This is a genomic window from Mesorhizobium subarcticum (genome assembly GCF_055456085.1).
The window spans coordinates 2,670,434-2,682,652 of sequence record NZ_CM144237.1 but is presented as its reverse complement, the minus strand read 5'-3'; the positions used below and the strand labels follow the sequence as shown (position 1 = coordinate 2,682,652).

Sequence of the window (12,219 nt, the reverse complement as noted above, 5' to 3'; positions counted from 1 at the left end):
CGATATCTCCGAATTCAGGCGTGCAAACGGAAATCGGCACGCCATCCCAGTTCCTCGACCGCCTTTTGCGTCGAGACCGCAGGGTTGGGCTCCGCCACGTTGAAGGCGCCGGGCACACCCTTGTCGAGCGCGAGCAACGCGGCGTAGGCAGCCGCATCGACATGCACCGGCGATGCGCCGGTAGCCGCATCGGTTCCGGTGCCTGGGCCATAGAGCTGGCCATATCGCAGGACGACACCCGCGAATGGTGCGTTGAGAACAGAATTTTCGAGCGCAATGACACCGCTGACGCTGATGCCGCGATTGCCGCTCGCGCCACCATCCAGCGGATCGGTTTCGCCATACGGCTCCGGACCCGGCGCATAGGCCCAGGCGATGCTTTGCGCCACCATGCGCCGGACACCGGACGCGACGGCGGCCGCGACCAGATTGCGGGTGCCCTCGTTGCGGATGCGGGCATTGCGCACAATCGCTTCGCCCATCCGGCTCGGGTCGAGGCCCGACGGCAGATCGGTCAGCTGATGGATGACGATGTCGGGACGGACGGCAATCATCGCCCGTGACAGCGCGTCGGCATCAAAGACATCCACCACGAACGGTTCGATGCCAAACGCGAGGAGTTTCTCGGCCTTCTCCGCACTTCGCGTGGTTCCCATGACTTCATGGCCAGCGGCCAGAAGCTGTGGGATCAACCGCTGCCCTATGGCGCCCGAGGCGCCGGCAACAAAAATTCGATGACCCATCGTCATGGACTCCACATCGTCGTAGTATCAGTGCACGAACAACATATAAGAGCTCTTACATCATGCGCAAGCCAAATCCGCATCCATCGATTCCCGCTCCCGGCGAAGGCAAACGCGGCGAGGAAGGCTATCTCGGCTATCTCTTGCGGCAGGCCGCCGGCGCGCACAGACTCAGAATGGACCGGGCACTGGGTGATCTCGGTGTGACGCAGCCGCAATTTGCCACGCTGACCATGCTTGCGGCCTATCCCGGCCTCTCCAATGCCGATCTTGCCCGGCTGGCGCTGCTCACCCCGCAAACCCTCAGCGTCATCGTCGCCAATCTCGAACGGACCGGTTCGCTGGTGCGCAAGCCGCATGCCATCCATGGCCGCATCCAGCACATCGATCTCAGCGAGAGTGGCCGGGCACTGCTGAAGAAATGCCGCGAGCGCGTGCATCAGATCGAAGCGGACTTGATCAGCGATCTCTCCCCGGAAGAGGACCGGATCGTCAGGCGTTGGCTGGTCGGTGTCGCGACCACCACCGCCAGCAAGGCGCAAGCGGAATAGCGGTGAGTTGATGGCTCGCCTCGCGCAAACATCGACGGCCCGGTTCGGCTTGCAAAGGCGCGATACAACTTCATGGGAGACTGACGCTTGATCGAGAACGTGTTTGTCCTGCTTCTTGGCTTTCCCGGTGCTGGCAAGCTGACCATCGCACGGGAGCTCGTTTCACTGTTTCCCGCGCGCGTTGTCGATAATCATTGGATCAACAATCCTATACTTGCGTTGCTGGATGACGACGGCCACAAGACATTGCCTGATGCCGTCTGGGAGCAGACCGCAAAGGTCCGGCAGGCCGTGCTGGATACAATCACGACACTCTGCGATCCCGCAGCCAACTTCATCTTTACGAGTTCCGGCATCCAGGGCGATATCCGAAGCCATTCATCCTACGGCCAGATGAGAGATGCGGCCGAGAAGCGCGGCGCTCTTTTTGTGCCTGTGCGCCTGCTCTGCAGCGAAGCCGAATTGATCCGCAGGGTCGTGTCGCCCGGCCGGCGCGATCGACTGAAATCAATCGATCCGGAGGCAGCACGACACCGCAGCCGCAAGGCCGCCGTGCTTGCGCCAGAGCATGCCAACGGCCTGACCGTTGATGTAACGGCATTCAGCGCCGGGGAGAGTGCCCGCGCAATCCACACACACATACTTGACGTAGCCTCGAAGGACGCAGGGCCTTGACCGGTCAGGTCGGCGTGGGGTCGCCGGCCTCATAGAGCACAAGATTGCGCTCGCCGATGCCAAGCACCGGCCAGTTCGAGCGCCACTCGGCAATGTGCGGCGAGCGGAAATGCGCATCGAGTGCCGCCCTGTCGCGCCACACCTCGGTGACCCGGATCAGCCCGGCATCAAGCACATCCTGCGCATAGGAATATTCCAGGCAACCGGGTTCCGCGCGGCTACCCGAGATCATGCGCTCCATGACCGGCCTTGCCTCCTCCAGCTTTCCGACAGGCAGACGGATGGTGCCAACGATCAGGAGCATGGGTTTTCCTTCTTGCGAGGATTCGGGACGGCCACTCTCCCACCCTCGCGCAAGCTTGGCCAGCTACCCTCGCCGGGCTGTGGCATGCGCGGCAGTCTATGGTTCGAGGACTTGAATGGCGATCAGCGAAAGCATCCAGCCCGGCGCGGTGGCCAAGAACGGCCGCGACGTCTTCTTTGCGCTCGGCATCATCATCATCCTGGCCGTGCTGTTCCTGCCGATCCCGGCCTTTCTCATCGACATCGGCCTCGCCTTCTCGATCGCGCTTTCGGTGCTGATCCTGATGGTGGCGCTGTGGATCCAGCGGCCGCTCGACTTCTCCTCGTTTCCAACCGTGCTGCTCATCGCCACCATGCTGCGGCTGTCGCTCAACATCGCCACCACACGCATGATCCTGTCGCACGGCAATGAGGGCACGCATGCCGCCGGCTATGTCATTGCCGGCTTCTCCAAGCTGGTGATGGCCAGCGACTTCGTCATCGGCCTGATCGTCTTCATGATCCTGATCGTGGTGAACTTCATCGTCATCACCAAGGGCGCCACCCGTATCGCCGAAGTTGGCGCCCGCTTCACCCTCGACGCCATCCCCGGCAAGCAGATGTCGATCGACGCCGATCTTTCCGCCGGCATGATCGACGACAAGACCGCGCAGTTGCGCCGCCGCGAGCTGGAAGAAGAATCCTCCTTCTTCGGCTCCATGGACGGCGCCTCGAAATTCGTGCGCGGCGACGCCATCGCCGGCCTCATCATCACCGCCATCAACATCGTCGGCGGCATCGCCATCGGCTATATCAGGCACGGCATGGGCATGGGCGAGGCCGCCGACGTGTTCATCAAGCTGTCGGTCGGCGACGGTCTTGTCACCCAGATCCCGGCGCTGATCGTTTCGCTGGCCGCCGGCCTGCTGGTTTCCAAGGGCGGCACCCGCGGCTCGACCAACCAGGCCGTGTTCGGCCAGCTCGGCGCCCATCCGCGCGCTCTGTATGTCGCTGCCTCGCTGCTGGTGCTGCTCGGCCTGATGCCCGGCCTGCCCCTCTTCCCCTTCTTCGCGCTCGCCGCTGGCATGGCCGGCCTCGGCTACATCATTCCGCTGCGCGCGAACCGCGTGATCGCCGAGGCGGAAGCGCTCAAGAACCAGGAGAAGGCGACCAAGGTCGAAGAAGAAAAAACTCGGTCAAGGCCTCGCTCGCCACCGCCGAGATCGAACTGCTGATCGGCAAGCAGCTGTCGACCCGGCTCTTGGTGTCGCATCAGGAGCTGGTCTTCCGCATGGGCAAGATGCGCAAGAAATTCGCCCAGCAATACGGCTTCGTCGTACCGGAAGTGCGCGTCGCCGACGATTTCGCCATCCCGCCCAAGAGCTACCAGATCAAGGTGCACGGCACCGTGGTGGCCGAGTACCAGATGCGGGTCGGCGAGATCATGGTGCTGCTCGGCAGCCGCGACATCCCCCAGATACCCGGCGAGGAGATCCGCGAACCGGCCTTCGGCATGCGCGCTTATTCCGTCATTGAAACCTTCGCCGAGGATCTGAAGCGCGAGAATTATACCTTCGCCGACAACATGTCGGTGCTGCTCACCCATCTCTCCGAGGTCATCCGCAACAACCTGCCGCAGCTTCTGTCCTACAAGGACATGAAGGCGCTGCTCGAGCGCCAGGACCAGGAATACCGCAAGCTCGCCGACGAAATCTGCACCACGCACATCTCCTATCCCGGCCTGCAGGCCGTCCTGAAACTGCTGCTCGCGGAGCGCGTCTCGATCCGCAATCTGCATCTGATCATCGAGGCGATCGCCGAGATCGCGCCGCATGTACGCCGCACCGAGCAGATCGTCGAGCATGTCCGCATCCGCATGGCCCAGCAGATCTGCGGCGACCTCTCGGAAGGCGGCGTGCTCAAAGTGTTGCGCCTCGGCAACCGCTGGGACCTCGCCTTCCACCAGAGCCTCAAGCGCGACGCCAAGGGCGAGGTGCGCGAGTTCGACATCGATCCGCGCCAGCTCGAGGAGTTCGGCCAGGACGCCACCAAGGCGATCAAGAAACATCTCGAGGCCGGTGAGCGTTTCGTCCTTGTCACCGCTCCCGACGCCCGCCCCTATGTGCGCATGATCATCGAGCGCCTGTTCACCACGCTGCCGGTGCTCTCCCATGTCGAAATCGCCAAGGGCGTCGAGATCAGGGTGCTCGGGACCATATCGTGAGCGTTCTCTCGCAGAGCGTCGTCATCACGGCGTTCCTCGCCTTCTGCCGCATCGGCGCCTGCTTCATGCTGATGCCGGGCCTGTCCAGCGCCCGCGTGCCGGTGCAGGTCAGGCTGTTCGTGGCGGTCGCCGCCACCGGCGGCCTGCTCGCTTTCCTGTGGGACAAGATCTTTCCCTTTGTCGATCCACGCCCGCAGATCCTGGTGCCGATGATCATCTCGGAACTTCTGGTCGGCGGGCTGATCGGCGCCATGACCAGGCTCTACATGGAAGCGCTGCGCTTCATGGGCTCGGCCATCGCCATGCTGATCGGCTATGGCGGCTCGGGCGGACCGGCAATCGAGGAGCCGGAGCCGCAGGCGGCGCTGGCCGCCATCATCTCGTTCTCGGCACTGTTGATGCTGTTCGTCTTCGATTTCGACCACGAGATCGTGCGCGCCCTGGTGGCCTCCTACACCGTCGCGCCGGTCAACGTCTTCTTCAACCCGCAGGCAGCCCTCGTCGACGTCACCGACACGGTGTCGGACACGTTCTTCCTGGTCATCCGTCTTGGCAGCCCGTTTGTCGCCTATGCCATTCTGGTCAACCTGACGATCGGCTTCGTCAACAAGCTGACCCCGCAGATCCCGATCTACTTCATCTCCCAGCCCTTCGTCATCGCCGGCGGCATGATCATCTTCTATTTCGCCATCGGCACCATGCTGTCGCTGTTCGTCGACGGCTTCGTCGACCTGACATTGGCGAGGTGACATGAGCACGCGCAGGGACCGCCTGAAGAAACTGGTCAAGGTGCAGGAACAGCTGAAGGCGCTGCACGAGACCCGCCACGCCACCTTCCTCGCTGCCGCAAATGCTGCCGAGACCGAGGCCAGGGAATTGATCGGCCATTTCGACTTGGACAATTCGCTGTCCGGCCTGTTCCCTGATCTTTATCATCGCCGCATCGCCCAGGCGGTCGTGCGCCAGGAAGAGAATCTGGCAAGCGCCAGGCAGGAGGTCGGCCTGATCGCCACCGCGAACGCGCGCACCAACATGGTCGAACGCGCCTACAAGGATTTGCGCAACCGCGACGAACGCGCGAGTTCAGACCGCGAGCGGCTCGACCTGATCGCGCAGAAGCGGAACGAAGAGTAGGCCGGGGCTTACTTTCGAACGGCATCCGCCCGCGTCTCGTGGGGCAAGCTGTATTGGGTGCGACCTGCTACCTTCGGGCTCGCATGGAAGCGTGCGCCTTTCAGCCAGAGCTTCAGCGCTTCCCAGTGAATGCCGGCGACGATCTTCAACGTCAGAAACGGAAACTTGACCAGGCACGCGCCAAGCTCCGGCGTGGCTAGCGGGCGTGCGCTTCCGGCAAAGGTCGCCGCCAGCAGCGGCTCGCCATTTTCCGTCTCGTGGATGCGAAGCCTGACGGTCTTGCCCGGTGGCAGAATACGAAATTGGTAGCGTGCTTCCATGCCGATAAAGGGCGAGACGTGGAAAAGCTTTGGCTGTGTCTGCCGCACCCCGGCGGGGCCGAGTTCGCCTGGCCGGACCGGCGACACGTAAATATGCTGGCCACCGAACGTATTGCGCACAGCATAGATCAAGGCGATCAGCGCACCGACCTCGTCGTAGCAGAAATAGACCGAGATCGGATTGAAGACATAACCGAAGATGCGGGGATAGGCGAGCAGCAGCACACGCGCCGCCGGCCTCTTGAGACCGGCATCGGCAAGCAGCCTGTCGGCAAAGGTCCGCAGAGTTTGGCCCGGGGCGCTGACATGGTCGCTCTCATGAAAAGAGGCAAGGCCCGGCCGATTGACCCCCAACAGCCATGTCATGCGGCCGAGCTCGGCAAGCCTGTCTATGTCGACCAGCAACGAGAAAACACGATAGACAAAGCGGTGGCCGAACGGCTTCAGCCGCGCATGCATGACCTCACCGGGATAGAGCACGCCCGCCGCCGCTGGCGGCGGGCCGTTTTGCTCGAGTGTGGTGACGCGCTCCGCCATACCTGGGAAGCCTCTATTCCGCAGCTATGAGCGCGTTGGGCAAAGCTTCCGCCGCCCGCCGCCACGGCACTTTAGCGCCCAGCGCAATCGCCGCGTTCAGCCCGGAGCGCAGGCCGTCCTCATGAAAGCCGTGGCCGGTCCACGCGCCGGCGAAATAGGTGCCGCGCACGCCCTGTATATCGTCGAGGCGGGCTTGCGCCGACAAGGCGCGCGCATCGTACTGGGGATGGTCGAACATCCATTCACCGAAGACCAGTTCCGGGCGCGGCTCGACGACCGGATTGAGCGACACAAACAGCGGCTTTGCGGCATCGATCCCTTGCAGGCGGTTCATCCAGTAGGTCACCGACACCTCCGGTTCGTCGCGATCACAGGAGCAGCGCAGATAATTCCATGCCGCCCAGGCGGCCTGCCGCTTCGGCATCACGCGGGGGTCCCGGTGCAGGACAACCCGGTTGGGTCGATACAGTATATCGGACAGGATCGCTTCCTCGACGCTCGATGCGTCGCCGAGCATGGCCAGTGCCTGGTCGCTATGACCGGCGATGATGACATTGTCGAAACGCTCCGGCGCATCATTGCCGGCCCACACGGTAATGCCGAAGGCATCGCGCACCATTGTCTTAACCGGCGACGACAGGCGTAGCGTCGATCCAAGCGGCGCCAAGAGCTTCTGCAGATAGTTGCGAGAACCGCCGCTCACCGTGCGCCACATCGGCCGCGTATCATTGTCGATCAGCCGATGGTTCTCGAAGAAGCTGATGAAGCTTGCGGCCGGATAGTCCAGCATCTTGGCGCGCGGCGTCGACCAGATCGCAGCCGCCATCGGGATAAGATAATTGTCGCGAAAGCCTGCGGAGAAACCGCGGGTGCGAAGATAATCTCCGATCGAGACATTGCCCAGCGTGCCGCTGTCGCGCTCGGCGATACACGCCTTGTTGAAGCGCAGGATTTCGCGCAGCATCCACAGGAAGCCGGGCGAAAAGACATTGCGCTTCTGGGCGAATATGGTGCGCAGCGTCGAGCCGCACCATTCGAGCTTGCCGCCATCGAGCGAAAGCGAAAAGCCCATGTCGCTTTCATGCGTGGCCACGCCAAGATGCGAAAACAAAGCGGTGAGATCCGGATAGGCCAGCTCGTTGTAGACGATAAAGCCGGTGTCGACCGAAATCGGCGTGCCGTCATAGTCGATGTCGACGGTCGCGGTATGGCCGCCCGCGCGGTGCGAAGCCTCGTAAAGGGTAACGTCAGCGCTCGGATGCAAAGCCCATGCGGCAGCAGCGCCCGATATGCCCGATCCGACGACGGCGATTTTCTTCCTGCCGTTGGAGCCACCACGGTGAATGGGCACAATGTTCATCGAAAATCCTTGTTGGAAATCAACTGTGTAAGGCGCGGGCGGCACCCGGGAACCTTTGTAGATACGGGAGGATCCGGCGCGAGTTTCACTGTGCAGTCGAGGTATTTCGTCGCGAGGTGAACAGGTGCCGGATCGGACCTGTCGACCGCATCGTCAGCGGGCGCGGGACCAGTTGACCGACTTGCAAACCAGGCCGCCAACGACGCACCCGCGCGTGACAAGACTCTGGCCGGCCACCTTGAGCTGGATCGCATAGGTCATCGAACGCTTGGCATCGTAGGCCTTGCCGCTGAGCGTGTCGGCGGATTTCGGCTTCAGCGTCATCACAAGCTTGTCGCCGACGGCTTCACCGCCGCTGGTGTCCTTGATCCAGACATTTGTGGCGCAGATGTTCGAACCGCAGGGGGCGATCCGGACCTTCGCATTGCCGTCGCCGCGGTTCCATGTGCCGCTCGGATCAGGCGCAGATGCGGCAAACGCCGATCCGCAGAACGAGACAAAAAATACGAGGCCTGTCGCCACTGCCAGTCGGTTCATCAGTCGCCCTATCATCCGTTTTTAGAAGCTACGGACGATGGGGAGAGCGAGTTTCGGCCGGCCGAAACTATCGCCGATAAAAACCGTTTCTGGGAGCAACAGCCAAGGCCACTCGGGAGCGAAAATGATCAAGACCTACGGTATCGCCTATCTGACGACGGCGGTTGTGTTCCTGTGTATCGACGCCGTCTGGCTGACGGTGATGAGCAGCCGGCTTTACAAGCCGCTGCTGGGGCCGATCCTGCTCGACAATTTCAACGTCAAGGCGGCAGTGCTTTTCTACGCCATCTATATCGCCGGTGCCGTCTATTTCGCGGTGCAGCCCGCTTTCCAGAGTGGATCGTGGATGACCGCGGCAGTGAACGGCGCGGTGTTCGGCTTCTGCGCCTACGCCACCTATGATCTGACCAATCAGGCGACGCTGAAGAACTGGCCTGTCGCGATCACCGTAGCTGATATCTGCTGGGGAACCGTGCTGACCGCGATCGCGGCCACAGTGGGGTTTCTCGTCTCCAGTGCTCTGTCGCGAACTGCATAGTAGCAGTCAGCGCTTGGCCGGGCTGCCAATCAGGTTCATCACGAGAAGACCGATGAATGCGGTAAGCGTACCGGCGCTCAATGCGTTCATCTTCAGAAATCCTGCATACTCCTCTGCCGAATAGACATGGACGGGCGCGCCGTAGCGCCCGTGCAGGACCGTGAAGGCCAGCATGCCGACCACCGCTATGGCGATCGCAATGATGCGTTCGCGCGGCCTAAACAGCACGAAGCCGAGCAGCACGCATGGCAACAGAAAGATCTCCACGCCGGAGGCGACGCCGAACACCCTGGCGCTGAACACGGTGTTGCCGATTCCGACGAGCGGGAGCAACGCTCGCCCGGCACGACCGTTGAAGCGCGCAACTGCCGGGACTGCGAGGAAAAACGGCGTCGAGAGGAATGTGTAGAAGGTCGGCGCGATATCTGGGCCGACGGACCAGTAGACGTAGAGCGGATAGAAGGGCTGGTTCCACAAAACGACAAGGGCCACCAGATTCGCCGTGGCCACGAGAGGGTCATCATGCGCGAAGTAGGCCTTCGCCGCATTCCAGAATGTCGTCAGCATTCCTGATCGGACCGGCGTTTCCAATCTATGCGGCCGCGCGCAGGCGATAGTGGCTGACGCCCCATTCCTCGCCATTGGCATGTCCGAACAACCCGGCCGTTGCGAGGAAAAACAGGCGCCAGCGGCGGCGCCAGATCAGGGCGTCCTTGCCGTAGACCTCAGCCAGGATGCGGTCGACCTCGGGCAGGTTGGCGTCCATGTTTGCGAGCCACTGGTTTGCGGTGCGCTGGTAGTTGCGGCCATTCCATCGCCATTCCTGCTCTACATCGAACAGGGCCGGGAACTGCCGGATCAGACCGTGGCTCGGCATGATGCCGCCGGTGAAGAAATGCTGGGCGATCCAGTCGGACTTGTCGCGATGGTCGAAGCGGTAGGACCGGCTCTTGTGGGTGAAGACATGGATGAAAAGCCGGCCTTCCGGCTTCAGCCAGGAATGCACACGTTCGAGCAGCTTTTGCCAGTTCGACATATGCTCGAACATCTCGACCGAGACGATCCGGTCGAACATGCGGCCCGGATGAAAACTGTTCATGTCGGCGGTGATGACGCGGATGTTTGCGAGGCCCTTCTCCCGGGCCCGTGCTTCGATGTATGCCCTTTGCGGCGCCGAGTTGGAGACCGCGGTGATCCTGGCGGCGGGAAAACGCTCCGCCATGTACAACGTCAGCGAACCCCAGCCGCAGCCGAGTTCGAGGATGTCCTGGCCTTCACTGAGATCGGCGTGGGCGACGGTTTCCTCCAGCGCAAGCAGCTCGGCCTGCGCCAGGGTCTCGTCGCCGCGCCGGTAAAGGCATGAGGAGTATTTGCGCCTTGGGCCGAGCACCAGCCCGAAGAAGGCCGGCGGCAATTCATAGTGCTGTTCGTTGGCGGCTTGCGTGTGCTCGGCAATCGGATGATCGGCCATCGCGTGAACGAACGCCTGCTCCTGAATGGCTGGGCTTTCGAGCAGGTTTCGGCGGGTGCGTCCGACCAGGAGGCCGATGCCCGTCCGCGTCACGGGATCGGGCAGCGGGCTGCGTTCGACGGTGCGTATGGCGGATGCGATGAGGCTCATGATGCCTGACCTTTCGAAGTCTGTGGAGGGGTATGGCGGGACGGCCCCGGCCAGAATGCATTGACGCGCGCCTGGTAGGCGCGGAACTTTTCGCCACGCGATTTCAGCATGTGCGCTTCGAGCGGCGGAATGCCGGACACATGAACCAGAAGCCAGTACATGAAGAGCGGGCCGGACACGGCGACCCAGCCCCATGCGTAGGCGCCGGTAAAATCCAGCGCGATCGCCACATAGGCCAGCCAGCCGAACCACTCGAAGAAATAGTTGGGATGGCGCGAAAGTGCCCAGAGCCCGACGTCGCAGACTTTTCCTTTGTTGGCCGGGTTGTCGCGAAACCGCGCAAGCTGGCGGTCGGCCAGGCCTTCGCCAAGGATGGCGATCACCAGAATGGCAATGCCCAGCCAGTCGCCGATTTGCAGTTGTGGGGCCGGATTGCGGGCTGCCGCGAAGATGGAGAGAGCAAGCAGCCAGGCAGCGCCGGCCTGGATCTGCAGAAACCAGAACAGCCGGCGTGGAAAATCCTCGCCCCATTCGCTGCGCAATTGCGCATAACGCGGATCGTCACCGCCGTGCAGGGTTCTGCCAACGATATGCAGGCCAAGCCTGATCGCCCAGATCGCCGCGAGCAGCGCGACGACGACAGCCCTCGTCCCCGCGTGCTGCCAGCCGGGCAAGGGAACAAGCGCCATGGCGATACCGGCGGCACCCACCGCGAACGACCAGATCGCATCCACCCAGCCGGACTTGCCGCTTCGAAGGGCAATTGCCCAGGCGATCGACATGACGAGAGACAGGCAAATGCCCACACCGATAAACAAGATTGCAAACGTCACGACGTAGCCCTGCACGATCACTGTGATCTGTTGGGTGAGTTACGCATCGACGTGGCGGCAAGTTTCTCGCGCCCTTAGAGTTTTGCCGGACCGGCACTTTCCATCCGTTCCCGTATCGGCAGCGTGTGACAAGGCAGCCCCGGCTTCAGCCGGAGCCGCCTTGTCGATCTGGTGGTGCGCTCAGGCTTTAGGCGGAGGGGGTGCGTCATCGCCCGGGCCGGGCCTACGCGCATCCGGTCCGAAATCACGCCAGCCATGACGCGGGCCGTGAGGATGTGGCGGGCGCAGCTCATCGACGCGGCCGTCGCCATGGATCACCATCCCGGCATGAACGAAGCCGTCGTCGAAGCGGCCTTGCACCGTCACCTCCTCGTTTTGCGCCACAAGTGCTGCGTTGCTGCCTCCAGGCCCGACATCGACCAGTGTCCGGCCTGTGCTGTCGGAAATGATGAACTTGTTGCCGAATATCTCGGCGACTTTGCCCTTGACCGCGACGAGGCTGTCATTGGCCATTGCGTTGATCGCAACGGGCGGAAGCAGCGCCTGACGTTCATCGTGGTGCGATACCTTCATGGCGACTGCACCCGCTACGGCGCCAACCAGAAGCATACCCACCAGCGCCGAGCCGCTGATGATTCTAGCGCCGAGCCGGCGCTTGGACGGTCGGGTGGTTTCAACACCACTGGTTTCCGTTGGGCTTGCGGGTCCAATATTGTCTTGGTTCGACATTCCTAAAAATCCTTTTGTGCGTTGTAGACACCGCATTTCTAGCCGAGCAGGTCGAACCGAAACTGAACCGAGCCGTTCAGGCTGAGTTAAGCTGGAGCGCCTATCCGGCACGTCAGAAAGGATACGGTCCAACAC

Annotated in this window: 14 protein-coding genes and 1 pseudogene; 6 read left to right on the top strand and 9 right to left on the bottom strand. The window is 62.3% G+C overall.

Going from position 1 to position 12,219, the window contains the following annotated elements; genetic code table 11:
- Nucleotides 1-14: 14 nt before the first annotated feature.
- Entirely contained in the window at nucleotides 15-743 is a 729-nt protein-coding gene (locus tag ACZYHG_RS13095) for an NAD-dependent epimerase/dehydratase family protein (protein ID WP_464614147.1), read from the bottom strand.
- Between the two features lie 62 nt (nucleotides 744-805).
- Here ACZYHG_RS13095 and ACZYHG_RS13090 point away from each other — a divergent pair, with 62 nt between their 5' ends.
- Entirely contained in the window at nucleotides 806-1,294 is a 489-nt protein-coding gene (locus tag ACZYHG_RS13090; protein WP_464614146.1) for a MarR family winged helix-turn-helix transcriptional regulator, read from the top strand.
- A 90-nt stretch (nucleotides 1,295-1,384) separates the two neighbouring features.
- Nucleotides 1,385-1,969: a DEAD/DEAH box helicase family protein gene (locus ACZYHG_RS13085; protein WP_464614673.1), complete on the top strand. Its 585-nt coding sequence runs from the start codon at nucleotides 1,385-1,387 to the stop codon at nucleotides 1,967-1,969.
- 4 nt (nucleotides 1,970-1,973) lie between these two features.
- Here ACZYHG_RS13085 and ACZYHG_RS13080 read toward each other — a convergent pair whose 3' ends face one another.
- On the bottom strand, nucleotides 1,974-2,273 hold the full coding sequence (locus ACZYHG_RS13080) for a putative quinol monooxygenase (protein WP_464614145.1): 300 nt from the start codon (nucleotides 2,271-2,273) through the stop codon (nucleotides 1,974-1,976).
- A gap of 115 nt (nucleotides 2,274-2,388) precedes the next feature.
- On the opposite strand from ACZYHG_RS13080, the pseudogene flhA reads away from it, so the two are divergent.
- The 3 genes and pseudogenes from flhA (at nucleotide 2,389) to ACZYHG_RS13065 (ending at nucleotide 5,609) form a co-directional block, all read left to right on the top strand.
- A pseudogene (gene flhA, locus ACZYHG_RS13075) lies at nucleotides 2,389-4,475 on the top strand (flagellar biosynthesis protein FlhA).
- On the top strand, nucleotides 4,472-5,224 hold the full coding sequence (gene fliR / locus ACZYHG_RS13070) for a flagellar biosynthetic protein FliR (protein ID WP_464614144.1): 753 nt from the start codon (nucleotides 4,472-4,474) through the stop codon (nucleotides 5,222-5,224). Before flhA ends, fliR begins: the two are co-directional and overlap by 4 nt.
- Nucleotide 5,225: 1 nt before the next feature.
- The gene (locus tag ACZYHG_RS13065; RefSeq protein WP_464614143.1) at nucleotides 5,226-5,609 is read left to right on the top strand and encodes a hypothetical protein; all 384 of its coding nucleotides are present in this window, start codon (nucleotides 5,226-5,228) and stop codon (nucleotides 5,607-5,609) included.
- 8 nt (nucleotides 5,610-5,617) lie between these two features.
- Here ACZYHG_RS13065 and ACZYHG_RS13060 read toward each other — a convergent pair whose 3' ends face one another.
- The 3 genes from ACZYHG_RS13060 to ACZYHG_RS13050 form a co-directional block, all read right to left on the bottom strand.
- Nucleotides 5,618-6,466 (bottom strand): DUF1365 domain-containing protein, encoded by an 849-nt coding sequence (locus ACZYHG_RS13060; RefSeq protein ID WP_464614142.1) that lies wholly within the window; start codon nucleotides 6,464-6,466, stop codon nucleotides 5,618-5,620.
- A gap of 13 nt (nucleotides 6,467-6,479) precedes the next feature.
- Nucleotides 6,480-7,826, bottom strand: coding sequence for an NAD(P)/FAD-dependent oxidoreductase (locus ACZYHG_RS13055; protein WP_464614141.1), 1,347 nt, complete (start codon nucleotides 7,824-7,826; stop codon nucleotides 6,480-6,482).
- A 153-nt stretch (nucleotides 7,827-7,979) separates the two neighbouring features.
- Entirely contained in the window at nucleotides 7,980-8,363 is a 384-nt protein-coding gene (locus ACZYHG_RS13050) for a DUF2147 domain-containing protein (protein ID WP_464614140.1), read from the bottom strand.
- A gap of 127 nt (nucleotides 8,364-8,490) precedes the next feature.
- Between ACZYHG_RS13050 and ACZYHG_RS13045 the strand changes: the two genes are divergently transcribed.
- On the top strand, nucleotides 8,491-8,901 hold the full coding sequence (locus ACZYHG_RS13045; protein WP_464614672.1) for a DUF2177 family protein: 411 nt from the start codon (nucleotides 8,491-8,493) through the stop codon (nucleotides 8,899-8,901).
- 6 nt (nucleotides 8,902-8,907) lie between these two features.
- Here the strand turns inward: ACZYHG_RS13045 and ACZYHG_RS13040 are convergent, their stop codons facing one another.
- The 4 genes from ACZYHG_RS13040 to ACZYHG_RS13025 all read right to left on the bottom strand — a co-directional run bounded on the left by ACZYHG_RS13040 (nucleotide 8,908) and on the right by ACZYHG_RS13025 (nucleotide 12,216).
- Complete coding sequence (locus ACZYHG_RS13040; protein WP_464614139.1) at nucleotides 8,908-9,468, bottom strand: hypothetical protein; 561 nt, start codon at nucleotides 9,466-9,468, stop codon at nucleotides 8,908-8,910.
- 25 nt (nucleotides 9,469-9,493) lie between these two features.
- Nucleotides 9,494-10,522 carry an SAM-dependent methyltransferase gene (locus tag ACZYHG_RS13035; protein WP_464614138.1) on the bottom strand — a complete coding sequence of 343 codons (1,029 nt, stop codon included), beginning with the start codon at nucleotides 10,520-10,522 and terminating at the stop codon, nucleotides 9,494-9,496.
- Complete coding sequence (locus ACZYHG_RS13030; RefSeq protein ID WP_464614137.1) at nucleotides 10,519-11,355, bottom strand: DUF1295 domain-containing protein; 837 nt, start codon at nucleotides 11,353-11,355, stop codon at nucleotides 10,519-10,521. The genes ACZYHG_RS13035 and ACZYHG_RS13030 overlap by 4 nt, the downstream gene beginning before the upstream one ends.
- 180 nt (nucleotides 11,356-11,535) lie before the next feature.
- Nucleotides 11,536-12,216: a hypothetical protein gene (locus ACZYHG_RS13025; RefSeq protein ID WP_464614136.1), complete on the bottom strand. Its 681-nt coding sequence runs from the start codon at nucleotides 12,214-12,216 to the stop codon at nucleotides 11,536-11,538.
- Nucleotides 12,217-12,219 lie beyond the last annotated feature (3 nt).